General features: G+C 63.6%; 24 protein-coding genes. 5 read left to right on the forward strand and 19 right to left on the reverse strand.

What is annotated here, in order from left to right; translation table 11 throughout:
- Positions 1–127: 127 nt before the first annotated feature.
- A complete protein-coding gene (locus tag O3297_RS20920; RefSeq protein ID WP_305049911.1) occupies positions 128–1282 on the forward strand; it encodes a sensor histidine kinase KdpD in 1155 nt (384 codons plus the stop codon).
- Positions 1283–1341: 59 nt separating this feature from the next.
- On the opposite strand, the gene O3297_RS20925 is transcribed toward O3297_RS20920, so the two are convergent.
- The 5 genes from O3297_RS20925 to O3297_RS20945 form a co-directional block, all read right to left on the reverse strand.
- On the reverse strand, positions 1342–1587 hold the full coding sequence (locus O3297_RS20925) for a hypothetical protein (RefSeq protein ID WP_305049912.1): 246 nt from the start codon (positions 1585–1587) through the stop codon (positions 1342–1344).
- A 99-nt stretch (positions 1588–1686) separates the two neighbouring features.
- Positions 1687–3132, reverse strand: coding sequence for an ATPase domain-containing protein (locus O3297_RS20930; RefSeq protein ID WP_305049913.1), 1446 nt, complete (start codon positions 3130–3132; stop codon positions 1687–1689).
- On the reverse strand, positions 3129–3545 hold the full coding sequence (locus tag O3297_RS20935) for a hypothetical protein (RefSeq protein WP_305049915.1): 417 nt from the start codon (positions 3543–3545) through the stop codon (positions 3129–3131). Before O3297_RS20935 ends, O3297_RS20930 begins: the two co-directional genes overlap by 4 nt.
- Positions 3546–3617: 72 nt before the next feature.
- Entirely contained in the window at positions 3618–4988 is a 1371-nt protein-coding gene (locus O3297_RS20940) for a hybrid sensor histidine kinase/response regulator (protein ID WP_305049917.1), read from the reverse strand.
- Between the two features lie 163 nt (positions 4989–5151).
- The gene (locus O3297_RS20945; protein ID WP_096234241.1) at positions 5152–5388 is read right to left on the reverse strand and encodes a hypothetical protein; all 237 of its coding nucleotides are present in this window, start codon (positions 5386–5388) and stop codon (positions 5152–5154) included.
- A gap of 216 nt (positions 5389–5604) precedes the next feature.
- Here O3297_RS20945 and O3297_RS20950 point away from each other — a divergent pair, with 216 nt between their 5' ends.
- The 3 genes from O3297_RS20950 to O3297_RS20960 all read left to right on the forward strand — a co-directional run bounded on the left by O3297_RS20950 (position 5605) and on the right by O3297_RS20960 (position 7677).
- Positions 5605–6354 (forward strand): hypothetical protein, encoded by a 750-nt coding sequence (locus O3297_RS20950; protein ID WP_305049919.1) that lies wholly within the window; start codon positions 5605–5607, stop codon positions 6352–6354.
- 5 nt (positions 6355–6359) lie between these two features.
- Positions 6360–6602, forward strand: coding sequence for a hypothetical protein (locus O3297_RS20955; RefSeq protein WP_092611480.1), 243 nt, complete (start codon positions 6360–6362; stop codon positions 6600–6602).
- A gap of 76 nt (positions 6603–6678) precedes the next feature.
- Entirely contained in the window at positions 6679–7677 is a 999-nt protein-coding gene (locus O3297_RS20960; protein WP_305049920.1) for an SMP-30/gluconolactonase/LRE family protein, read from the forward strand.
- Here the strand turns inward: O3297_RS20960 and O3297_RS20965 are convergent.
- Positions 7664–8731: an SDR family oxidoreductase gene (locus tag O3297_RS20965; protein ID WP_305049921.1), complete on the reverse strand. Its 1068-nt coding sequence runs from the start codon at positions 8729–8731 to the stop codon at positions 7664–7666. The genes O3297_RS20960 and O3297_RS20965 overlap by 14 nt on opposite strands.
- Positions 8732–8831: 100 nt before the next feature.
- Here O3297_RS20965 and O3297_RS20970 point away from each other — a divergent pair, with 100 nt between their 5' ends.
- On the forward strand, positions 8832–9743 hold the full coding sequence (locus O3297_RS20970; RefSeq protein ID WP_305049923.1) for a LysR substrate-binding domain-containing protein: 912 nt from the start codon (positions 8832–8834) through the stop codon (positions 9741–9743).
- Positions 9744–9763: 20 nt separating this feature from the next.
- On the opposite strand, the gene O3297_RS20975 is transcribed toward O3297_RS20970, so the two are convergent.
- From O3297_RS20975 to O3297_RS21035, 13 genes are all read right to left on the reverse strand, one after another.
- A complete protein-coding gene (locus O3297_RS20975; protein WP_305049925.1) occupies positions 9764–10726 on the reverse strand; it encodes an ABC transporter substrate-binding protein in 963 nt (320 codons plus the stop codon).
- Between the two features lie 54 nt (positions 10727–10780).
- Entirely contained in the window at positions 10781–11755 is a 975-nt protein-coding gene (locus O3297_RS20980; RefSeq protein WP_052140093.1) for an ABC transporter permease, read from the reverse strand.
- A gap of 20 nt (positions 11756–11775) precedes the next feature.
- Positions 11776–13308: a sugar ABC transporter ATP-binding protein gene (locus O3297_RS20985; protein ID WP_305049926.1), complete on the reverse strand. Its 1533-nt coding sequence runs from the start codon at positions 13306–13308 to the stop codon at positions 11776–11778.
- Positions 13309–13389: 81 nt separating this feature from the next.
- A complete protein-coding gene (locus O3297_RS20990) occupies positions 13390–14256 on the reverse strand; it encodes a fumarylacetoacetate hydrolase family protein (protein WP_305049928.1) in 867 nt (288 codons plus the stop codon).
- Positions 14257–14277: 21 nt separating this feature from the next.
- A complete protein-coding gene (locus O3297_RS20995; protein ID WP_070282603.1) occupies positions 14278–15033 on the reverse strand; it encodes an SDR family oxidoreductase in 756 nt (251 codons plus the stop codon).
- 96 nt (positions 15034–15129) lie between these two features.
- Positions 15130–15459: an L-rhamnose mutarotase gene (locus tag O3297_RS21000; protein WP_099389436.1), complete on the reverse strand. Its 330-nt coding sequence runs from the start codon at positions 15457–15459 to the stop codon at positions 15130–15132.
- Positions 15456–16298, reverse strand: a complete 843-nt coding sequence (locus O3297_RS21005; protein WP_305049929.1) for an amidohydrolase — start codon at positions 16296–16298, stop codon at positions 15456–15458. Before O3297_RS21005 ends, O3297_RS21000 begins: the two co-directional genes overlap by 4 nt.
- Entirely contained in the window at positions 16295–17314 is a 1020-nt protein-coding gene (locus tag O3297_RS21010; RefSeq protein WP_370385436.1) for an aldo/keto reductase, read from the reverse strand. Before O3297_RS21010 ends, O3297_RS21005 begins: the two co-directional genes overlap by 4 nt.
- Positions 17315–17334: 20 nt before the next feature.
- Positions 17335–18558, reverse strand: a complete 1224-nt coding sequence (locus O3297_RS21015) for a UxaA family hydrolase (RefSeq protein WP_034781960.1) — start codon at positions 18556–18558, stop codon at positions 17335–17337.
- Positions 18555–18890: a UxaA family hydrolase gene (locus tag O3297_RS21020; RefSeq protein WP_070257544.1), complete on the reverse strand. Its 336-nt coding sequence runs from the start codon at positions 18888–18890 to the stop codon at positions 18555–18557. Before O3297_RS21020 ends, O3297_RS21015 begins: the two co-directional genes overlap by 4 nt.
- Positions 18891–18915: 25 nt before the next feature.
- Entirely contained in the window at positions 18916–19833 is a 918-nt protein-coding gene (locus O3297_RS21025) for a GntR family transcriptional regulator (protein ID WP_099378864.1), read from the reverse strand.
- 114 nt (positions 19834–19947) lie between these two features.
- Positions 19948–21084 carry a mannitol dehydrogenase family protein gene (locus O3297_RS21030; RefSeq protein ID WP_305049932.1) on the reverse strand — a complete coding sequence of 379 codons (1137 nt, stop codon included), beginning with the start codon at positions 21082–21084 and terminating at the stop codon, positions 19948–19950.
- Position 21085: 1 nt separating this feature from the next.
- Positions 21086–22096 carry a zinc-binding alcohol dehydrogenase family protein gene (locus O3297_RS21035; protein WP_305050237.1) on the reverse strand — a complete coding sequence of 337 codons (1011 nt, stop codon included), beginning with the start codon at positions 22094–22096 and terminating at the stop codon, positions 21086–21088.
- Between the last annotated feature and the right edge of the window lie 204 nt (positions 22097–22300).

Raw genomic sequence — 22300 nt, forward strand, 5'->3', positions numbered from 1 at the left:
ACCGCCATTCCAGCACCCACACACGTTCCAGCAACAGCCCTCGCAAAGGCATGCGCACGTGCATCGTCCGCATCCCTCGCCTTAACGGCGTACACTGGCTCCTCTTCCATCAACGCATTGGTCCACCGTGAAACTATCGCGCTTTATTACCGACCATCTGGAGCCGATCCTCGAAGAGTGGGAACTCTTCGCCAGGTCGCTCCCCATTCCTGGCGCCGCCATCTCAAAAGCAGAATTACGCGATCATGCCAGGCAGATGCTGGAAACCATCGTGCACGACATGGACGTCATCGAAAACGCGGCACAGCGAAAGAAGAAATCGACCACGGGCGTATCGGAAATTACGGGCAAGGAAACGGCAGCCGCCACGCATGGTTCCCTGCGCCAGCAGATTGGCTTCACGATGCCGCAGCTGACGGCGGAATTTCGCGCGGTGCGGGCCAGCGTTCTGCGCCTGTGGATGGCACAGGTCTCGGTGGCGTCGAAAACGGCAACGGAAGACATCCTGCGCTTCAATGAAGCGATAGACAAGGCGCTGCAGGAATCGGCCATACGCTATTCGCAGCAGAGCGACCGCACCCGCAATACCTTTCTCGCCATCCTCAGCCACGATCTGCGCAGTCCGCTAAGCACCATGACGATGGCAGGCGCGCTGCTGAGCCGGCCGAGTGCAAGCCCTTCTTCCACGCTGCAGATCGGTGCACGGGTGGCCCGCAGCGCAGCCACCATGACAACCATGGTCAACGACCTGCTGGAATTCGCCAGGACGCAGCTGGGGGGACGCATGCCCATGTCGCCCACCTTGGGCGATCTGGGGGAAATCTGCAAGACGGCCGTCGAGGATGCCTCGGCCGCTCACCCGCAATGCAAGTTTGAACTGAGCACCACGGGCGAGATGATCGGCGACTTCGATGCGGCCCGCCTGGCCCAGCTGTTTTCGAATTTGCTCAACAATGCTGCGCAATATCGCACCGACGAGCAGCCGGTGACCATCACGGCCTGCGGCGATGCAGATAAGGCCGTGGTGCAAGTCAAGAATTTCGGCCGCCAGATCCCGGAAGCCTCGCTGAAGAGCATTTTCGATCCGCTGGTACAGCTGGCCATTTCCGATGATCACAAAGCGCCGAATGCCACCAGTATCGGGCTGGGTCTGTTTATCGCGCGTGAAATCGCCAGTGCGCACGGCGGCACCATCGGCGCCGAGTCCAGCCTGGAAAGCGGCACGGTGTTTACCGTGCGCCTGCCCAGAGTGTCGTTGAACGACAGGGGGAACGGCAACTAGGGGCTATCCCGGCAGAGGGCTGCTTTCCTTGCTGCCCCTTCTGCCGGGACGGGCCTATCCTATCTGCGGCTGAGCGGCACATACTCGCCCGGCAAGCTGGCCGCTTCCAGCGCATCGGCAAACGCCAATAAAAACTTGGCGGGACCATGTTCCGACACCAGCAGGGAGGCCCCCTTGTGGCGCAGCAGTTTCAATATTTCCTGCTGGTGCGCCTGGTATTCCTGCGAATGGCCATAGAAGGTCTGATACATCTCCAGCGTTTCCATGGCTTTCGCGGCCAGGATGAATTCGGCTTTGTCCATCATATCTCCTCTTGATCGGCTCGGAAACACAGAAGACGCATTGCTCCCCTGTGCGCACGGCCATCACCCGCATGGCCGCACTTCCATCATACGCCTCATCGCCTAAGCCCGGTAAGGCTCGCCCGACAGGATGCCCTGGTACTGGCTGAGGGTAGCGCCGATCTTCAAGCCCCCGGCGTCGATATCGTAGAAGCGGATATCCTTGCTGTGGCCGCTTCCGCGCACCTTCACCACCGATACGACGCGCTTGAACTGGCCTTCGAGTTCGATGTAGCGCTGCATGACGATGGCGTCGGCCAGGAAAGCGTTGCCATAGGAACTGAATCGCAGCATGGTGTACTGGTCTTCCAGCTCGGCCGTCATCAGCACGGACACGCCCATGTCCGTCAAGGCCGCCACCAGGCGATACAGCGATTCGCGGAAATCCTCGCGGAACATGGACGCCAGCGCCATTTCAAAGCCGGACAGCGAGTCGATGACCACGCGCTTGGCCTTCATGCGCGTGATCATGCTCAGCAGGTCGTGCAGGATTTCATCGAGCGACAGGTCGAGCGTACGCGTGTTGATCACGCCGATCTGGCCGGAATCGACGAGGGCATTCAGCTGATGGCTGAGCAGCTGATTCGGGCTTTTCTCGAAGGCGGCGATCACGCCGGGCTCGCCGCAGCGCACGCCTTCCGCGAGAAATTGGGTGGCCAGCACGGTCTTGCCGGAACCTGACGGCCCCACCAGCAGCAGCGAATAGCCGGCCGGCAAGCCGCCCCCCATCATCTGGTCGAGCTCCGGCACGCCCAGCGACAGGCGCTCATTACCGGAAATGCTGACCTTTCCCGTGCCACTGGCCTTCAGCACGGCGCGGGAAAAGATTTCCACGCCATCGTCATTGATGCGGAAGGTATGCGCGCCCAGGCTTTGTGACTGGCCGCGCATCTTGACCACCTGGATCTTGCGCACCATGGCGTCGCGGTGCACGAGCTGCGACAGCCACAGGATGCCATCGGCGACCGTGAACACGGCGCTGGACTCAGCCTCGGGCGCCAGGTATTCGCCGATCAGGAAAGTCGTGGCCAGCCAGCTGGTCATTTGCGCGCCCAGCTGCTGCACAAAATTCTGCAGGCCGGCAGCGCCCGTGTCCATGGACTTTGCCGACTGCACCACGGAACGGAAGGAGTCGACGAAGACGAGGCTGGGCGAGAACGCCTCGACCTCTTCGGCGATGCGCGCCAGCACGCGGTCGAAATCGCCCTCCAGCAAGTCAGCCGACAGATTAACGAACTTGATCGACTGGTTGATCTTGTCCACATCGAAGAAAGGAAACTGCTGCTGATAGCGCAGCATCTTCAGCGGTGGTTCGCCCAGGACCGTGAAAAACAGCGCCTTGCGCTCCGGCGTGGCGAGGGAAAACATGATCTGGTGCGCCAGCGTCGTCTTGCCGCTGCCGGGCGTGCCCGCTACCAGGTTGAAGGAAAACTCCGGTATTCCGCCGCCCAGCAGTTCGTCCAGCCCCGGCACGCCAGTGGCCAGGCGTTGGATGGTGACTTTGTTCATTCGTTCGGCTCCGTTCCAGCATTATTCACAACGTCATCACCCCAGGCCTTGAGGAGGATGCTATTCGTTAAGAGTTCGCCAATTAATAAAATAAGGGTGTTGATGAAGTGCATCATCATCGCCGTACTCGCCGCGCAGGCGGCGGTGTCCGCCTGTCCCTGCAAGCTGGCGCGCAAGGCTCTCATCGCAGCTTCCAGCGCTTGCGGCGGATGGGGCGTCAGCCAGTTGAACTGTTTCTGACTCTGGTGCAGGCTGCGGGCATACATCGACTCCACGCCCCGCTCACCAATGATCTGATTCAACTCAGTGGCCAGCTGCTCCCAAAGGCGAATACTGACGTCTACCACCGCACCTGGGTCGCGTAACAGCGCGTGCTCTATCTTGCGCTGCCGCTGTTCATGGACTGTGGCCATAATCGGATCTTTTCTCTGCGGTTTTCGGTGCATGGACCATGTTAAAAAAAAGCATCAGGACTCCTTCGCCCGTCAGCGGGTAACCTTTGCCGTGATTATTTTCGACAAAGCGTCGATATTGATGGGCTTTACCAGGTAATGGTCAAACCCTGCCTGGCCGGCACGGTCGAACTCGCCAAGCTGGCTGTATCCGGACGCGGCGACAAAGCACGGCAGCGGCGGCAGCAGGGCAGCGCGTGCAGAACTGATGACTTGAAAGCCATCCATGCCCGGCAAGCCGATATCGCATACGATCACATCGTAGGGCGCATCGAGCGCGGCGCGCAAGCCACTGGGACCGTCATTGCGCACGTCGACATGGTGGCCATCCTGCGTCAGCAGCAGCGCCAGCAGTTCCGCCGCATCGGTATTATCCTCGATCAACAATATGCGGCGTGGCGATGCATGCGCCGCATGCTCCACTTGCAATTCCTGCGACGGCGGCGCCAGCGACGACAGGGGCAGCTGCAAGACAAACTGGCTGCCGAAGCCTACCCCTGCGCTGAACACGTCCACGGTTCCCCCATGCAGCTGGGTAATGATCCGCACCAGCGACAGGCCGATACCCAGGCCGCCCTGCGCCCGTTCCAGCGAGCGGAATCCCTGCGTAAACAGGTCAAAAATGAAGGGCTGGATATCGAGGGCGATACCGGCGCCATCGTCGGTGACGGCAATTTCCACCAGATTATCGTGGCGCCTGACGACGATGTCGATGTGGCCAAACTCGTGCGTGAATTTGCTGGCATTGATGAGCAAGTTGGCAAACACCTGTGTCAGACGTACCAGGTCCCCTTCGATCACCAGCGGTTCGTCCGGCAGGCTCACGCTCAGCACTTGCTGGCGTTGGCTGATGCTGGCCTGGCCAACTTCCATGGCGCTGGCGAGGATGTCGCTCAGCAGGATGGGCGCCAGCTGCAAGGTAATCTTCCCGCTGCTGACGCGCGAAGCATCGAGCAAGTCGTCGATCAGCCGCGCCATGTGCGCCACCTGGCGGCCGATCACGCCATGCACGTGCGCCAGTTGGGGATCGAGGTCGACCTTCTTGGCCAGCAAGTCATTGGCCATCGCCAGCGGCTGGAGGGGATTGCGCAACTCATGCGCGAGCATGGCCAGGAATTCCGTCTGGCGCAAGGTGGTCGCCTCGGCGGACGCTTGCATGTCCTGCGCGCCAAACGTTGCCAGCACGAGGTTTTGATTGGCTTCGCGCAACTGCATGATCAGCAGGCCGAAGGCGTCGGATTTATCCTTTTCCTGCACCTGCATCTTGGCCATGATCAACAATTGATTGATCGTCTCGCGCAGCAGCTTGACCTCACGGCTATGCAAGGCATGCAGATTGTGCTCGGAGGGCAACTGCTGGGCGGGCGCATCCTCAGGATCCGGCGAGAGTGCTGTGTGGTGCATGGTGACGGTGTACGGCCTGTGGGGGCCGGCCTCAAGGACAACTCTTCGTTCCGCGGCGTTCACTCAGACATCGCCGCGCACGCCAGCTCTATTGCTGCATACGGTGTATTGCTTTCTATCCGAACACGATACTCTATTTCCCTTACTAAATGAAAGCATTAGATTACTTATCGTCAACAGTGCGCAGGGGTAGCACGTAATTGGCCAGCTGCCAGCCCATGGCCAGGGCAGATTGCTCCGCTTCGTGCTGCGTATCGCGATTTTCCAGATTGGCTTGCCGGACATCTTCAAAGCCGCACTTGCTCAGCACCAACTGTCCCTGCCAGCACCCCTCGGGCAGTTCGCAGGCGTAGGCCGAGATCAGGAACCCGTTATGGGTGGTGGGATTCGCATAAGACATGAGGCCTCCGTGGGATTGCCAGCGCCGCCGTGAACCAGAACCACGGCTGTCATTGCAGTATAGCCAGACTTAGTGTAACCGCAATGCGGCCCGAATTTCATTTAAATCAAATACATACGCATCAGGCCGCTTGATATGGCCCGCACGCACGCATTGGCAGCGTTTGGCATCCCGTGCAAAAATATGTGCTTCGATACCCTCCCCGCGCATTGCCCTATGGACCAATACCATTTCCTCGTCGGCGAATTCACCAAGGATAGTCCCTTCATTCCCGCCGCGGCCAGCGCGCAGCTGTTCGCCTGGTTCGCGCACATCGGCGAACCCGTCGAGCGCTACGGCAGCAAGAGCGGTAAGGTCGTCAAGTTTTCGCAGCGAAACTACGAGAAAACCCTGTTGGCGCCCGATACCAGCAGCATCGAGTTGTTTTCACCTCGGATCTTGCCGCCCGACGAGGCCGACGAGGTCACGAACTGCGACGCGCTCGCCGTGTATGAGCCGACAGTTTCGCTGCTGCTGGCGATGCGCGCCAGCAAGCTGCCGTTGCAACAGCTGTTCGACGGCGCGGCAAGCATACCCGGCTTGCTGGATCATTGCGAGTATGTGTACGGCTATAGTGAAACCCTGGGCTACGGCACCGGCTACGCACGCGGCTACCGGCAGCTCGATGCAGCCCATCCGATGACCTTTGGCAATCCTTGCCCCGCAAATAACTGGGCCGCCATCAAGCGGCGCGGGCTGCAAGCTTCGCACCTGCGCGATGTATATCCCGTCAATATCTTCAACCACGGAAAACTGGCTGCGCTGCCGCCGCCAAGACTGCAGGCATTGCGCCAGAGCATGCAAGCCCATGGCCGCAGCGAAGAGAAGCATGGGCGGATCCACTGGTTTTTATCGAACGAGGAACTGGACGCCGCCCGCGCCGTACTGAACCCACACGCCATGCTGGGCGCCTACATCAACAATTGATACCCATGACCACACATTTATCGCTGCACTGCTATCTGCAGGACGAAGCCGCAGAACGCCCCAAACGCTGTTCCGACGTCACCATACAGGCCGACCCGGCCACCCTGCGCGCCATCGCCCATTTTCTGCTGGCCAGCGCGGACACCTTTGATCAGGCGCAAGACCGAGCCGGCATGCACGCCCATCTGCAAGACGAATGGGACGGCTGGCAGGACGACTTCCCCGACCTCGTCGTGGTGGCGGCCTAGGTGGCAACCTAGCCCGGCGCCTGCGTCGGCGCGCGTCGGGTAACATACCCCACCTTTGCCATACAGAGAACACTCGATGCCCCATTCCCGATACGCCCTGCCGTCGCTGCGCACGGCCGTGCTGGCCGCCGCGCTGGCCAACCTGTCCGCCTGCGCCAGCCCGCCCGCGCACGAAACGCTGTTCCTCGCCACCACCCTCACGCCCGCGCACTCCTTCACCAAGGGCATCGAAGGCCCGGCCGTGGATGCGGATGGCAATATCTATGCCGTCAACTTTGCGCGCCAGCAGACCATCGGCAAGGTCAGCCCCGGCGGCATGGGCGAGGTGTACCTGAGCCTGCCCGGCACCAGCATCGCCAACGGCATCCGCTTCGGCAGCCGCGGGCAGATGTATTTGGCCGACTACATGGAACACACGATCTACCTTGTCGATCCGGCCACGCGCGCGCTGACCATCCACGCGCGCGAGCCGCGCATGACGCAGCCGAACGATATCGCCATCACGCAGGACGACGTGCTGTATGCGAGCGACCCGAACTGGAAAGAAAACACGGGCCGCGTGTGGCGCATCGCGGCCGATGGCACGGTGACCCTGGCGCTCGACACCATGGGTACGGCCAACGGCATCGAGGTCAGTCCCGATGGCAAGATCTTGTATGTGAATGAAAGTGTGCAGCGCAATATCTGGATGTATGACATCGGCGCGGACGGCAGCCTGAGCGGCAAGCGCCTGCTGATCAAGTTCGACGATTTCGGCATGGATGGCATGCGCGTGGATGTCGACGGCAACCTGTACGTGACGCGCTATGGCAAGGGCAGCGTGGTGAAACTGTCGCCACAGGGGCGCATCCTGCGTGAGATCAGCGTGCCCGGCGCCAAGCCGAGTAACATCACCTTCGGCGGCCCCGATGGCCGCACGGCGTACGTGACGGAAGTGGTGCAGGGACGGCTGCTGCAATTCCGCGTCGACCGCCCGGGCCTTGAGTGGCAACGGGCGCAGCAGCATAGGGCAAATGCGGCGGCGGCAGCGGCAGCCGCGCCACCGGCCGCAGCGGAGCAGGTCAGCGCGGAATGACGCGCTCCGCCTTCAGGCGCTCGAACAGGGCGATGAAGGCATCCTGCGTATCTTGGTAATCGAGAAAACCCGCCTTGCGGCTCTTGCCCATGTCCGTCATCACTTCCATCGGCCGTCCCAGGTCGGCATCCGTATGCCACCAGGAAGCGAGGCGGCTGATGTCGGCTTCCACCAGGCCGTGCTGCTGCGCGATGGCGCGCCACTGCGCGGGCGCGTCCTGCATGCGCCCGGCCAGGGGCGCCATCGTCCCGGGCAAGTCCGCCGCCTCGACGCCAAAGTAGGCGGCCAGGCGCGGCCACAGCCACTTCCAGCGGAATACATCGCCATTGACGATATTGAAGTCTTCGTTGCGCGCGGCGGGACTGTCGGCCGCCCATGCCAGGTGGCGCGCGATCTGGCCCGCGTCCGTCATGTCGGACAAGCCGTGCCATTGGGCGCTTGAGCCGGGAAAGACGAAGGGCTGGCCGCCGGCCTTGCACAGATTCGCATACACGGCCAAAGTTAATCCCATGTTCATGGCATTGCCCAGCGCGTAGCCGATGATGGTGTGCGGGCGGTGCACGCTCCACGTAAAACCGTACTGCGCGGCCGCGTCGAACAGCCGGTCTTCCTGCTCATAGTAAAAATTATCAACGTCCTGGCGGCCCTGCTCTTCACGGAACGGCGTGACGGGAACGCTGCCCTTGCCATAGGCATCGAACGGTCCCAGGTAATGCTTGAGGCCCGTCACCAGCGCCGCATGGCGCAAGTGGCCAGTGGGGCCCAGGGCAGCCAGCACATTGGCCACCATGGCGCCATTGACGCGGATGTTTTCCTGCTCGTTTGCCTGGCGTGCCCAGGCCGTGAAAAAGACGTGGCTGGCGTCAAAGCCCGCCAGGGCGGCGGTGACGGCCGCACCGTCCGTGGCATCGAGCGGCAAGCATGCGCAGCCTGCGGGGACTGGCGTGCGGCCGCGCGAGACGCCCGTCACCTGCCAGCCCTGCGCCAGCAAGTGCGTGGCCAGGCTGCTGCCGATAACGCCGCTGGCGCCGATAATCAATGCGTGCTTGTTCATGCGTACTCCCATGCCTGTATAAAGAAAATCATGATATATCGGACAGGAATTCTTATCCGGGATACTATTTCACTCTATTCGTGAATAAAATTCCTCAATCATGTTTTCATCGGAACATTTGAAGGGCATCACGCCATTTCTCGCCACGGCGGATGCTGGCAGCTTTACGAGGGCGGCCGAGCACCTGCACCTGAGCAGTTCAGCCGTCAGCAAGAGCGTGGCGCGGCTGGAGGAGCGGCTGGGCGTGATCCTGTTCGAGCGCAGCACGCGCCGCCTGAAATTGAGCGAGGCGGGTCGCGCCTACTACGCCACCTGCAAGCGCGTGCTGCAGGAACTGGCCGATGCGGAAGACGTCCTGGCCGAACACGCGACGGAACTGGCGGGCAAGGTGCGCATCGGCGTGCCCGCCTCGTACGGCCGCCTGCGCGTCATGCCGGCGCTGCTGGCCCTGTGCGCGCAATATCCCGGGCTGCAGCCATCGATCGCCTTCAGCGACCGCTTCGTCGACCTGTTCGAAGAGCGCATCGATATCGCCGTGCGCATCGGCGCGCCATCGCACTGGCCCGCCGCGCTGGGCCAGATGCAGCTGGGGGCGGAACGCCTGATCCTGTGCGCGGCGCCCGCCTACCTGGCGCGGCGCGGCACGCCCGCCGCCATCGGAGAGCTGGAGCGGCACGACTGCATCGCCTATGGCCGTGGCGACGGCTCGCCCATGCCGTGGCTGTTCCCGGATGAGGACAAGGGCGGCCAGCTGGAATACCGCGTGGCCGCGCCGCGCATGACGGTGGGCGACGCCGAGGCGCGCACGTCCGCCGTGCTGGCGGGCTTGGGCGTGGCGCAGCTGGCCACGTGGCTGGTGGAAGAACACCTGGCGTCAGGCGCCATCGTCGCCGTGCTGCCGCAGCTGGCCACGCCAGGCCTGCCGTTGTATCTGGCATGGCCGCTGGCGCGCCAGTTGACGCCGAAGACGGGCACCCTGCTGCAGGAGTTGCGCCAGCGCCTGACGATCTGAGGATCTGAAGACGTGAAAAATCAGTACAACACGTTCTTCGCTTCCGGCAGTTCGACATTGGCCTTGGTGACGATCACCACGCCCGTGTTGACGAACGGCGCGACCTTCTTGCCTTCGATCAGGCTGACGAGGGTTTTCACGCCCAGCGCGCCCATCGAGTACGAGCCTTGCACGGCGGTCGCATACAGGGTGCCGTCCTTGACGAAGTTTTTCAGGTCTTCATTGCCGTCGAAGCCCACGGCGATCACCTTGCCGGCCTTGCCCGCCTGCGCGATGGCGCGGCCCATGCCCACGGCCGTCGGTTCATTGGCGCCGAAGATGCCCTTCAAGTCCGGATTGGAGGCCAGCACGTCGGTCGTCTGGTTCAGCGCCGTGGCCATCTGCGACTGCGAGTAATACGTGCCGACGATCTGCAGCTGCGAGTTCTTTTCGATATAGCGCTTGAAGCCGCCCACCCTGCCCGTTTCGGAACCGGCGCCCGCCACATACGACATCACGGCGATCTTGCCCGTCTTGCCGACCTGCGAAATGAGGGCCTTGGCGCTTTGCTCGCCGGCCGCTTCATTGTCGGTCGAGAGGAAGGACTGGTAATAGCGCTTGCCGCTGTCGGCCACCAGCGAATCGATCAGCACCACGGGAATCTTCGCTTCCCACGCCTTCTTCAGGGCCGGCACCAGCGCGTCCGGGTCGGACGCGGCCAGCACGATGCCGGCCACTTTGCGCGTGACGGCATTTTCCACCATGCTGACCTGGTCGGCGATGGCCGATTCCGAGGCCGGCCCCTGGAAGGTCAGGCTGTAGCCCTTGGCATCGGCGGCGCTGGCCGTGGCGCCCTTCTTGACGTTTTGCCAGTAGTTGGAATTGGTCGTCTTGACGATCACGGCGATCTCGCCCGGGGCGGCGAAGGCGGCGCTGGAGCTCAGGGAAAATGCTGCGGTCGACAGACCGAACAGGATGGTGTTGAAGGCTTGGATGGTTTTCATTGTCGTCCTCATTTAATTATAGATTTATAGGTAAGACTGCGTTGCTGCACTGCCTCAGGCGCGGTTGCGCTTCTGATCGATCCAGACGGTCAGCAGGATGACCAGTCCGATAATGATTTGCTGGATAAAGCTCGAAACCCCGTTCATGTTCAAGCCGTTGCGCAGGATGCCGATGACGAAGGAACCGATGACGGTGCCGGAAATGGTGCCGATGCCGCCGATCAGCGAGGCGCCGCCGATCACGGCGCTGGCGATCGCATCGAGTTCGTACATCACACCCTCGTTCGGCTGCGCCGTCACCAGGCGCGACATCAGCACGCAGCCCGTCAGGCCAGACAGGGCACCGGACAAGGTGTACACCAGCAGGGTCACGCGCCCCACCTTCACGCCCGACAGGCGCGCCGCTTCCGCATTCGAACCGACGGCATAGATATGCCGGCCAAAGGTGGTGCGGCTGAGCATGATGGACACGGCCACGGCGATCACCACCATCAGCACCACCGGATACGGAATGCCAGGGAAGACGACTTCGGGAAAGGTGCCGCCCGTGTCGCGCTCGATGCGCCACAGCACGCCGTTGCCCAGTTCGCCGAACGAGTCGCCGAGGCCGGAAATGGCGCGCGCGCCCGTCACCTGCAGCGCCAGGCCACGGGCGATCAGCATCATGCCCAGGGTGGCGATGAAGGGAGGCAGTTTCAATTGCGTGATGCAAAAGCCGTTGACGGCGCCGCACATAGCGCCCACCACGACGCCGCCCAGCATGGCGAGCGGCACGGGCACGCCGCTCTTGACGAGCAGCGCGGCGGCCACGCCGGCCAGCGCCAGTACGGAGCCGGAACTCAGGTCGATGCCGCCCGTGATGATGACGCAGGTGGCGGCAATGCCCAGGTAGGCGATCGATGTCACCTGCAAGGCCACGCTCATGCCGTTGCTGACGGAGAAAAAGGCGTTGCTGGTCAGGGAAAACACCAGCAGCAACAGCGACAGGCTGCCCAGCGCGGCGAATTTTTGTATCAGTTCTTTATTCATTTTTTTTAAGCTTTCTGTTTTTAATGGGCTGCCGCCTGGCCAGGTGCGGGACTGGCTACGCGCCCCGACGCCAGTTGCATGATCTCTTCCTGCGACGACTCGCGCGTATTGACGATGCCGCTGATGCGCCCTTCATGGAACACGGCCACCCGGTCCGTCATGCCCATGATCTCGGGCAGCTCGGATGTGATCAGCACCACGCCGATGCCTTCCGACGCGAGCTTGTCGAGCAGCTGGTAGATGGCGAACTTGGCCCCCACGTCGATGCCGCGCGTGGGTTCGTCGAAGAAGATGATTTTCGATTCGCGGTACAGCCATTTGCTGATGACGATCTTTTGCTGGTTGCCGCCCGAGAGGTTGCGCGCGATCTGTTTCGAGGTCGGCGTCTTGATGCCCAGCGCCGCGATGTACTGCTGCGCCACCGCTTCTTCCCTGGCGAAATCGATGAAGCCGAAACGGTTCGCCAGCCCCGATACATTGGTCAGGGTGAGGTTGGCCGCCACCGACATGCGGATCGCCAGGCCGTGGCTCTTGCGGTCTTCCGACAGGTAGGCGATGCCGTGTCCGATGGCGTCGATGGGGCTGGCGATCGTCACAGCCATATCGCCCAGGTGGATCGCGCCGCCGGTGAGGGGATCGGCGCCGAAGATGGCGCGCGCCACTTCCGTGCGCCCCGCGCCCATCAGGCCGGAAAAGCCGAGGATCTCGCCGCGCCGCAAATCAAAGCTCAGCGGGCCGAAGACATCCTTGCGATGCAAATCGGTCACGCGCAGCAGCACGTCAGCGGTCGGCGTCGAGACGCGGTCGGGAAATTTTTCATCGAGGGTGCGGCCCACCATCTTGGCCACGATGGCATCCAGGCTCGTGGCGGCAAAATCGTCGGTGCAGACGAATTTCCCGTCGCGCAGCACCGTCACCCTGTCGATGATGTGCTGCATCTCTTCCAGGCGGTGCGAGATGTAGACCACGCTCACGCCGTTGCGCTTGAGTTCATTGATGATGTCGAACAGCTGGCCCGTCTCGCTTTCCGTCAGCGACGACGTGGGTTCGTCCATGATCAGCACTTCCGTATTGAGCGACAGGGCCTTGGCGATTTCCACCATCTGCTGCTGCGCGCACGACAGGTTCTTGACCAGCTGGCGCGGGTCGATGCGCAGTTTCAAACGGTCCAGCAGCGCCTGCGCGTCGGCACGCATTTTTTTGCGGTCGATGAAGATGCCGCGCACCGGTTCGCGCGCGAGGAAAATATTCTCCGCCACGCTCAGGTGCGGGATCAAATTCAATTCCTGGTGGATGATGGCGATGCCTGCCGCCTCCGCATCCACGCTGCAGGCAAAACTGCATACCTTGCCCTTGTAGACCAGTTCCCCCTCGTCGGCCTGGTACACGCCGCTCATCACCTTCATCAGGGTGGACTTGCCGGCGCCGTTTTCGCCGCACAGCGCATGCGCCTCGCCCTTGCGCAGGCTGAAACTGACGTTGTCGAGCGCCAGCACGCCGGGAAAGCGCTTGCTGACCTTGTTCAGCGCCAGTATCTCTTCGGATTCATTCATGGTGTGTCTCCTCCACTCCACTGCCATAGGCCGGCGCGCCGATGTCTGAGCACCTTGGCGGCACGCCGGTCTGCTACTTCATTAACTGTCGATCAGTTGCGGATTCCAGGCATGCACGGTCTGGTTCTGCTCACCGAGGCCGTTGATCCCCAGGCGCATGGTGTCGCCCGGCTTCAGGTACACGGCCGACGGTTTCTGGCCCATGCCCACGCCCGGTGGCGTGCCGGTGCTGATGATGTCGCCCGGGTACAGGGTCATGAAGCGGCTGATATAGCTGACCAGATTGGCCACGCCGAAGACCATCGTCCTGGTATTGCCGTCCTGCACACGCTTGCCGTTCACTTCCAGCCACAGGCCCAGGTTTTGCGGGTCCGCCACTTCGTCGGAGGTCACCAGCCAGGGGCCGATCGGGCCGAAGGTATCGCAGCCCTTGCCCTTGTCCCACTGGCCGCCACGCTCCAGTTGATACTCGCGTTCGGACAAGTCATTGACGACGCAGTAGCCGGCCACGTGCGACAGCGCATCCGCTTCGCTCACATAGCGCGCGGTGGTGCCGATCACCACGCCCAGTTCCACTTCCCAGTCGCTTTTCTTCGAGTCCTGCGGCATCACCACGGCATCGTTGGCGCCGATGATGGCGCTGGTGGCTTTCATGAACAGCACCGGTTCGGCCGGCACGGCCATGCCCGATTCGGCAGCATGGTCGGCATAGTTCAAGCCCACGCACAAAAATTTGCCCACGCCTTTCCACGGCGGCGCGATGCGGCCGGGATGGTCCACCACCGGCAGGCTGGCGATATCGATGGCGGCCAGGGTCGCCAGGCCATCCTTGCCCAGGGTCGCACCCGTGATATCCGACAGCACGCCGGAGAGGTCGCGCACGGCGCCGTCAGCATCGATCAAGGCAGGTTTTTCAGCGCCCTTGGCGCCATAACGCATCAGTTTCATGGGGTTCTCTCGTTGTAGTGATTAATTTGACCAGCCACCGTCGATCACATGGACCATGCCGGTGGTAAAGGCGGATTCGTCGGAAGCCAGATAGACGGCCAGGGCGGCGATTTCCTCTGCCCTGCCCACTCTTCCCATCGGCTGGCGTGCCACGAAAGCGGCTTGCACTTCATCGATGCTCACGCCCGTCGCTGCCGCCTGCGCGGCAATGCGTTCCTTCAGCGAAGGCGATTCGATGGTGCCGGGGCAGATCGCATTGCAGCGGATGCCGCGCGTGACAAAGTCCGCCGCCACCGATTTCGTCATGCCCACCACGGCCGCCTTCGAGGTACCGTAGATAAAGCGGTTCGGCGCGCCCTTCACGCTGGACGCCACGGACGACATATTGACGATGGAGCCGGCGCCCCTGGCCAGCATGCCGGGCAGCACGGCGCGCATCAGCCGGTACATGGAGCGCGCGTTGATATCGAAGGAACGGTCCCAGGCCGCATCGTCGCAGTCGAGGATGGTGCCGCCGTCGACGAAGCCGGCGCAGTTGAACAGGATATCGACGGAGCCGATCTCGTCGGCCAGCGCGGCGATCGCCGCGCCATCGGTCACGTCGAGCCGGCGGATGGCGCAACCAGTCGCCTCCTTCAGCGCGTCGAGCTGGGACTGGTTGATATCGGTGGCGATCACGGTGGCGCCTTCGCGCACGAACGCTTCGGCCGTGGCGCGGCCGATGCCCTGGCCGGCGGCGGTGAGCAGGGCGATTTTGCCTTGTAGTCTGGCGGTCATGTTGTCTCCTTTGTTTTATATTGATTACCCCAACACCTGAACTGTCGGGGTCAGCCCCTCAGGGTCTGACCCCGGTCTTCGCTTTGGGGTCTACGACTAATCCATATGAAAAACCTGTTCCATCATCGCCCAGTGCTCGCCTTCGGCGCGCGAGGCCAGCGGCTGCTGGCACGGGGCGCAAAAGGTCCACCAGCGCTGCGTTTCGGGGTCGGCGGCGATGGCCGCCATGTCGGCTTCGAAGTCCTCGCCGTGGTATTCCCAGTAACCGAACAGCAGGTTTTCCGGCTGGCGCAGGAAGATCGAATAATTGCTGACATGCGCGGCTGCCAGTTTGGCCAGCACCTGCGGCCAGACGGCGGCGTGCAGGGTTTTGTATTCGGCGATACGCTCCGGCGCGATGCCGATGAGCATGCCCATTCTTTTCATGGCGTTTCCTCGTTGATACCGTAAAAGCGCAGTGCGTTGAGGCCAAAGATATCGTTCCTGTCCGCTTGCCCCAGATGCGCCAGCAGCGCTTCGCTGGCGGCCAGCCACGCCGCATAGCCGCCGGCCAGGTCCACCACGGGCCAGTCGCTGCCCCAGATCACGCGCCGGGGGCCGAATACTTGCAGCACATGTGCGGCATAGGGACGCAAATCGTCCACGCACCAGCCGGGCCGCGCTTCCGTCACCAGCCCGGACAGCTTGCAATGCACGTTCGGCAGCGCGGCCAGCTGCGCCATGTCTTCGCGCCAGGTGCCGAAGGCGGCATCGGCTATCGGCGGCTTGGCCGCATGGTCGATCACGATGGGAAGCCGCGGATAGTCGCGCGCGCATTGCAGCAGCGCGGGCAGGTGGCGCGGCAGCACCAGCGCGTCCAGTCGCAAACCGTGTTCCACCATGGCGTTCAAAGCTGGCGCCAGCGCGGGATCGGCGATCCATGCATCGTCATCGAGATCCTGCAGCATGGGACGCAAGCCTTTGAGCTTGCCGTGCGACGCCAGGCGGGCGATATTGGCCGGCGCGTCAAGCGCCCGCAGCTCCGTCCAGCCCACGACGGCGCGGATAAAGCCGCTTTCTTCGGAGAGCGCCAGCAGCCAGTGCGTATCGTCTTCGGACGGCAGCGACTGCACCAGCACTGTGCCGGCGATGCCGTGCGCAGCCAGCAGGGGCGTCAGGTCGGCGGGCGCAAAATCGCGGTGGATGGCGGCCAGGGATGGCGGCGGCCAGCTGCCGGCACGCGCGGCCAGCTGCCAGAAGTGCTGGTGGGCGTCGACGCGCATCATGCGGCCACTCCCGCAGGCAGCGGCGCGCGCGCATCGAGCAAGTCCGCGTCCCGCAGCGCCAGCCACAGGGCATCGGGCAGCGGCGTGGCGAACCAGTCCAGATTTTGCCGCAGCTGCGCCAGGTCCTGGCCGCCCGGGATGCAGGAAGCGACGGCGGGATGGGCGAGCGGAAACTGCAGCGCGGCAGCTTGCAAAGGCACGCCAAAGTCACGGCAGACGGCGTCCAGGCGCGCCACCCGCTTGAGTATCGCGGCCGGCGCATCGGCGTAATTGAATTTGCCGTTCCCGGCCAGCACGCCCGAGTTGAACGGGCCGCCGATCACGATGGCGTTGCCGCGCTCCACGCAGGCGTCCAGCAATGGCGACAGCGAGGCCTGTTCCAGCAAGGTGTAGCGGCCGGCCAGCAGGGTGCAATCGAGGTCGAATTCCACCATCGCGCGCAGCACGATCTTGCATTCGTTGACACCGAGGCCCACGGCTTTCACCTGGCCGCTGGCGCGCAGTTCATCAAGGGCGCGAAAGCCGCCGCCGGACGTCAGCTGGCGCCAGTAGTGCTGATCGCGTTCGCCATGCGTGGCCTTGCCGATATCGTGCACGAACAGGATGTCGATGCGATCGAGCCCCAGCCGCTGCAAGCTGTCGTCGTGCGAACGCAGCACGCCGTCATACGTGTAGTCGTAATGGGGGCGGAACGGCAGCGGCGCGGCAAAACCGTCATCGCCTGGGCGCACGGAGGCGTCGGGCCGCATCAGCCGTCCCACCTTGGTGCTGACAACAAAATGATCGCGGGGCCGCCCGCGCAGCGCCGCGCCGAGACGGTGTTCGGACCGGGTGTAGCCGTAGAACGGCGCCGTGTCGAAGAAACGCACGCCGGCGTCCCAGGCGCCATCGAGGGTGGCGCGCGCCTGCGCGTCGCTGACCGGCTGGTACAGGCCGCCCAGCGGCGCGCAACCCATGCCGATACAGGGCAGCGAGAGCCCGCCGCGCGGCAGGGTACGGCGGCGCGTGGTATCCATGACATCCATCGCCGTGGCCCTCATGCTGCGCGCAGCGGGAAGCAGCCTGGCCCCACCGCCTCGAATTGTTTATAGGTCAGCACGAATTCCTGGTGGCCCAGGTCTTCCGAGCGGCTCAGTGCTCCATTGGCCACGTTCAGCACGGCGGCGACGATCTCCGCACCCACCTCTTCCAGCGTGGCCTCGCCCGTGAGGATCTTGCCGGCGTTGATATCCATGTCGTCGGCCAGGCGCTCGAAGGTCTGCGGATTGGCGCACACCTTGATGACGGGCGAAATCGCCGAGCCCACCACGGAGCCGCGGCCCGTCGTGAACAAGGTGATGTGGGCGCCGCAGGAAATGAGTTCGACGATTTCCGCGTTGTCCGACACGTTAGGGAAACCGAAGCGCGGCTCGCCGTCCGGCACCACGTCGAGCAGGTACAGGCCGCCGCCGGCCGGCTGATCGCCCGGTTTCAAAATGCCGACGATGGGCGAGGAACCGCTCTTGGCATAGGCGCCCAGCGACTTTTCTTCCTGCGTGGTGAGGCCGCCATCGGCATTCCCCGGCGAGAAGCTGCCATGGCCCATGATGGTGTAGTAGCGGGCCGCCTTGGCCACGGTGTCGACGATGGCGTTGCCCAGGTCCGGGCTGACGGCGCGCCGCTGCATGTGGTATTCGCAGCCGACCAGTTCACCCGTCTCCTCGAAGATGCAGGGGCTGCCGGCCGCGATCAGCGTGTCGAACGCCACGCCGACGGCCGGGTTGGCGCTGATGCCGCTGGTGCTGTCGGAGCCGCCGCAGATGGTGGCCACCACCAGTTCATCGATCCCCATTGGCACGCGCTCCTGCTGCGCCAGGTGCTCGAGGGCCCAGCTGATCCACTCGACGCCGCTGCTCACGCTGGGGCGCGTGCCGCTGTTTTCCTGGATCGTAATCGTATGCACGGGGCGGTCGCTGTCGGCCACGGCGCTGGAGAGGCCATATTTGTTGAAGCCTTCGCAGCCCAGGGACACCAGCAGCACGGCGCCCACGTTCGGATGCGTCAGCAGGCGGCGCATCACCTGGTCCGCGTATTCATTGGGGAAGCAGCCCGTAAAGCCGATCAGGTGCACGGGCTGGCCGGGAAAGGCGTTGACCATCAGGCGCGCCACGTGGTGCGCGCATTCGACCATATAGGCCACCACCACGATATTGCGGATGCCCTTGCGGCCATCGGCGCGCAGATAGCCCGACAGGGCCGGTGTCGTTACGGGAGCGTTCATGCTTGGTCGTCCTTGTCCAGGAAATGGTGGCCGTCCTGGCCCAGGGTAAACGTGGGGATGTAATCGCTTGCCAGGTTGTGGGTGTGGATATGCTCACCGATGGCGACGGGGGCCGTGATGCTGCCGATCAGGGCGCCGTAGCGCAGCACCTTGTCGCCCACGGCCAGCGCGCGGCGCGCCACCTTGTGGCCGATGTGGATGTCTTGCGCCAGGGTGACGGGCAAGCCATCGATGGCGACGACGTCGCCGCAGGCCAATGCCGTCCTGGCGATCAGGCAGTTATCCTCGGGCGACATCAGCAGCAGGCTGGCAGGCTGGGAAGCGAGGCTCATGGCGCACCCTCCCCGGCAAGGATGGCTAGGCGCCCGGCTGGCTCAGTTTTTCGCGCGTGCCGATCGAGGACAGCATGGTGCGGCGCGAGGAATCCAGGTGCGAGCGCATGCCCTCGAGCGCCTTCGGTATGTCGTGCTCCGCCAAGGCGCGCAGGATCGCCAGGTGCTCCTGCACCGCGTACTGGTTGCGGCCTTTTTCCTCGCCCTTGTCCCACTGGTAGTGGTAATGGAAGACAAACGAGACGATATCGTAGAAGCCCTGCGCGAAGCGGTTGTTCAGCAAGCCGATCAGAAAGGTGTGGAACTCGCGATCCAGCGCCGGAAACGCATTGTGACGCGTGTCGATCCTGGCCGCCAGCTTCTCGTGCTGCTTGATCAGCCGCGCCAGTTCCGCATACGCCGGATCGCCGTGCGGCAGGTGCGCAAACTGCTCCACGGCCGCCATCTCGAACATGCGCCGCATGTCCGCCAGTTCGGTGGCGAACGAGCGGTCGAACGCGCACAGGCGCCAGCCGCCGCGCGGTTTCTTTTCGATCAGACCGAAGCGCGAAAAGCCGATCAGGAATTCGCGCACGCTGACGGTACTGGCGCCCGCCTCGCGCGCCAGTTCCGCTTCCGAAAATTCCGCGCCGGGCGGCATGTCGCGCTGGTACACGCGTTCCATCAGCACTTGCTGGATGCGCTCCGCCCCCGACTGCAATTCGGAGATATCGAAGTAGTCGCCCGGTATGGGCTTCCTCAGCAAGCGCCGGTCCGCCGGGCTGGCGATCAGCCGCCGCGTCGACAGGTAGGCGATCGCGCTGCGGATCGCCGTGCGGCTGCCCTGGCAGATGGTGGTCAGGAACTGCTCCGTCGGCAGCATCTCGCCCACTGCGACATTCTCGGCGAGAAATTGCAACAGCAGATTGGTACTGCGCTTGAAGACGGTGGCGGGTTTGGACATGGATGAATGAACGCGCTATGCCAGCGAAGGGGAAAGTGGATGAGTGGGCCATTTTAGTCGATATCGGATTGGATCGGCATGCCGAAAAAGAAACAACTGCGTTGACCGGGGCGTTCATGGCAGCGCTCCCGGCACCAGCATGGCGCGCAGGCGCGGCTGCGCCAGGGAGGGACAGAGCTGCCGCGCCAGCGATGCCACGGGCGCCATGCGGCGCTCGATCTTGCCGGCGTGGTGCTGGGCGATGTCGGCCAGGCGGTGCGCGAGGAAGGGGTTGCCGAAGCGCTCCCTGACCTGCGCCACGTAGGCCAGCGCGGCGTCCCCGTGCTGCGCCCCCATGGCGGCAAACACGGGCAGCACTTCCTCGTGCCATACCGCTTCCAGCGCGGCGCGCATGGCGCCGTCATCCATCGCCTCGCGCACCGTCATGCCGGCCGGGCTGCCCCGCTCCATCCACAGCTGCGCCAGATAGGTGTGGCCCAGGTTGAGCAAGAACAGCTTGCGCCGTTCATATTCGCGCAGACTGCCCGTCACCACCACTTGCGGGTGGCGGCACGGCAGCAGCATGCCTTCCTGCGCCTCGATGGCCCACAGGGCATAGGGCTCGGCCACCGCGCCTATCGGTTCGATCGGTTCGGAAACGATGCGGTCGACCAGGGAATTGATCCACAGGCAGCCCGTTTCCAGGTAGCCGATGAACGCGGCAGCGCAATCCCACTGCCGCGCCAATGCCACGATCACCTGGCGCAGTACATGGCCGTTGTCGGCCACCAGTTCGCACGGAAAAATCGAGATGGGCGCGGCGCCGGCCAGGAAGCGCCCGTGCAGCAGCACCAGCAGCTTGGCGGGAAAGCTGGCGGGAACGGCGGCGCCGTCGAGCATGCCCGCGTGGTCGGCGCCATCGAGCTGGTAGCCCGTGTCGCCCGTATTCGAGATGATCACGCGCGCGGCCACGGCCGCATCGCGCACCTGCCGCCAGTCGCTGCCGGCTTGCCACGCCTGCGTGACGGCGTCGGCACGGCGCTCTTCATCGACTTGCACGCCGTCCTGCCAGCCGCGGATGCGCACGGGGTAGCCCTCGCTGCGGCGAAACGCCGCCACCCTCGCCGCGCCCTGCGCGCTGTGCGTGGTCTGTACGATGGTGATATTGCCCAGCGCCTCGCCTGTCTTGGCCGCTTCGCTGACGAACAGGTCGGCGTGCGCCTGCAGGAAGCGGCTGGTGCCAAATTGAAGTATCGGGTTGATGTCGCTCATCTCAGACCTCGACGATGGCCTTGATGACGCCCGCTTCCGGCTGCATCCAGCGATCGAGCACGCCGGTAAATTCGTCGAGCGTGGTGCGGTGGGTATTGAGCAGCGCGGTGGGTACCTTCCCCGCCTTCATGGCCGCCACCACTTCCTCGAAATCGTCGACGGTGGCGTTGCGGCTGCCCAGCAAGGTCGTTTCGCGCTTGTGGAATTCAGGGTCGGAAAAGGACAGGCGGTCGCGCACGATGGACACCAGCACATAGGACCCGCCATGGGCGACAAAGTCCAGGCCCCGCTCCATGGCGGCGATATTGCCGGTGGCGTCAAACACCACGTCGAAGAATTCGCCGCCGGTGGCGTCCAGCAGCTGCTCCTTGTCGCCCTCGCCCAGCGCCACCGTGCGGGCGATGCCCAGCGCGTCGCGGCAGAACTGCAGACGGTCGGTGCGGCCATCGAGCACCGTCACGTCGGCGCCCTTCAACGATGCGAACAGCATCACGGCCATGCCGATCGGGCCGGCGCCCACTACCAGCACGCGCTTGCCGGCATCGACCGCGCCGCGCTTGACGGCATGCGCGCCGATGGCGAGAAATTCGATCATGGCCGCGTCGTCGAGCGAGATGCCCTCCGTCTTGAAGACAAAGCGCTCTGGCAGCGCCAGGTATTCGGTCATGCCGCCGTCGCGGTGCACGCCCAGCACTTCGATGCGGGTGCAGCAGTTGGTCTTGCCCTGGCGGCAGGCCACGCAGCTGCCGCACGACAGGTAGGGCATCACGTAGACCTGGTCGCCCACGGCCAGGCGCGAGCCGGCTGGCGCGCTGTCGATATGGCCGGACAGTTCATGTCCCATCACGCGCGGGTAGCTGAGGAAAGGCTGGGTGCCGCGGAAGATATGCATGTCGGTGCCGCAGATGCCGACGCGGCGTATGCGCAGCAGCACTTCGCCCTCGCCGGGCACGGGCACGGGGCGCTGCTCCATGCGCAAACTGCCGGGCGTATCGCAAACGATACTTTTCATCATGGTCGTCCCTCTCGCCGCCTGGATCTTACCGACGGCATATTATATTTAACGTACAAACCAACTGTGAAAAAAATCCGTCTGCGCGGATTGTCTTTCCAGTCCTGCCAAGGGCGCGTCTTGCTGCGCCGCACAACGATCCATTCGTCATTCCATGTGGCTCGAACGCGCCGTTCATGCCGCAGTCGTCGTTCGGTTTTATAA

The organism is Janthinobacterium sp. SUN128, from assembly GCF_030587275.1.
Taxonomy (GTDB): Bacteria; Pseudomonadota; Gammaproteobacteria; order Burkholderiales; family Burkholderiaceae_D; genus Janthinobacterium; species Janthinobacterium lividum.

What these genes read in the sequence shown, in the direction of transcription:
- O3297_RS20935 (WP_305049915.1), bottom strand. Translation starts at nt 3,545, where the DNA reads ATGGCCACAGTCCATGAACAGCGGCAGCGCAAGATAGAGCACGCGCTG.
- O3297_RS20965 (WP_305049921.1), bottom strand. Translation starts at nt 8,731, where the DNA reads ATGAACAAGCACGCATTGATTATCGGCGCCAGCGGCGTTATCGGCAGC.
- O3297_RS21030 (WP_305049932.1), bottom strand. Translation starts at nt 21,084, where the DNA reads ATGAGCGACATCAACCCGATACTTCAATTTGGCACCAGCCGCTTCCTG.
- O3297_RS21010 (WP_370385436.1), bottom strand. Translation starts at nt 17,314, where the DNA reads ATGGATACCACGCGCCGCCGTACCCTGCCGCGCGGCGGGCTCTCGCTG.
- O3297_RS20995 (WP_070282603.1), bottom strand. Translation starts at nt 15,033, where the DNA reads ATGACCGCCAGACTACAAGGCAAAATCGCCCTGCTCACCGCCGCCGGC.
- O3297_RS21020 (WP_070257544.1), bottom strand. Translation starts at nt 18,890, where the DNA reads ATGAGCCTCGCTTCCCAGCCTGCCAGCCTGCTGCTGATGTCGCCCGAG.
- O3297_RS21025 (WP_099378864.1), bottom strand. Translation starts at nt 19,833, where the DNA reads ATGTCCAAACCCGCCACCGTCTTCAAGCGCAGTACCAATCTGCTGTTG.
- O3297_RS20955 (WP_092611480.1), top strand. Translation starts at nt 6,360, where the DNA reads ATGACCACACATTTATCGCTGCACTGCTATCTGCAGGACGAAGCCGCA.
- O3297_RS20960 (WP_305049920.1), top strand. Translation starts at nt 6,679, where the DNA reads ATGCCCCATTCCCGATACGCCCTGCCGTCGCTGCGCACGGCCGTGCTG.
- O3297_RS21035 (WP_305050237.1), bottom strand. Translation starts at nt 22,096, where the DNA reads ATGAAAAGTATCGTTTGCGATACGCCCGGCAGTTTGCGCATGGAGCAG.
- O3297_RS21005 (WP_305049929.1), bottom strand. Translation starts at nt 16,298, where the DNA reads ATGATGCGCGTCGACGCCCACCAGCACTTCTGGCAGCTGGCCGCGCGT.
- O3297_RS20985 (WP_305049926.1), bottom strand. Translation starts at nt 13,308, where the DNA reads ATGAATGAATCCGAAGAGATACTGGCGCTGAACAAGGTCAGCAAGCGC.
- O3297_RS20930 (WP_305049913.1), bottom strand. Translation starts at nt 3,132, where the DNA reads ATGAACAAAGTCACCATCCAACGCCTGGCCACTGGCGTGCCGGGGCTG.
- O3297_RS20975 (WP_305049925.1), bottom strand. Translation starts at nt 10,726, where the DNA reads ATGAAAACCATCCAAGCCTTCAACACCATCCTGTTCGGTCTGTCGACC.
- O3297_RS21015 (WP_034781960.1), bottom strand. Translation starts at nt 18,558, where the DNA reads ATGAACGCTCCCGTAACGACACCGGCCCTGTCGGGCTATCTGCGCGCC.
- O3297_RS20990 (WP_305049928.1), bottom strand. Translation starts at nt 14,256, where the DNA reads ATGAAACTGATGCGTTATGGCGCCAAGGGCGCTGAAAAACCTGCCTTG.
- O3297_RS20970 (WP_305049923.1), top strand. Translation starts at nt 8,832, where the DNA reads ATGTTTTCATCGGAACATTTGAAGGGCATCACGCCATTTCTCGCCACG.
- O3297_RS20940 (WP_305049917.1), bottom strand. Translation starts at nt 4,988, where the DNA reads ATGCACCACACAGCACTCTCGCCGGATCCTGAGGATGCGCCCGCCCAG.
- O3297_RS21000 (WP_099389436.1), bottom strand. Translation starts at nt 15,459, where the DNA reads ATGAAAAGAATGGGCATGCTCATCGGCATCGCGCCGGAGCGTATCGCC.
- O3297_RS20980 (WP_052140093.1), bottom strand. Translation starts at nt 11,755, where the DNA reads ATGAATAAAGAACTGATACAAAAATTCGCCGCGCTGGGCAGCCTGTCG.
- O3297_RS20945 (WP_096234241.1), bottom strand. Translation starts at nt 5,388, where the DNA reads ATGTCTTATGCGAATCCCACCACCCATAACGGGTTCCTGATCTCGGCC.
- O3297_RS20925 (WP_305049912.1), bottom strand. Translation starts at nt 1,587, where the DNA reads ATGATGGACAAAGCCGAATTCATCCTGGCCGCGAAAGCCATGGAAACG.
- O3297_RS20950 (WP_305049919.1), top strand. Translation starts at nt 5,605, where the DNA reads ATGGACCAATACCATTTCCTCGTCGGCGAATTCACCAAGGATAGTCCC.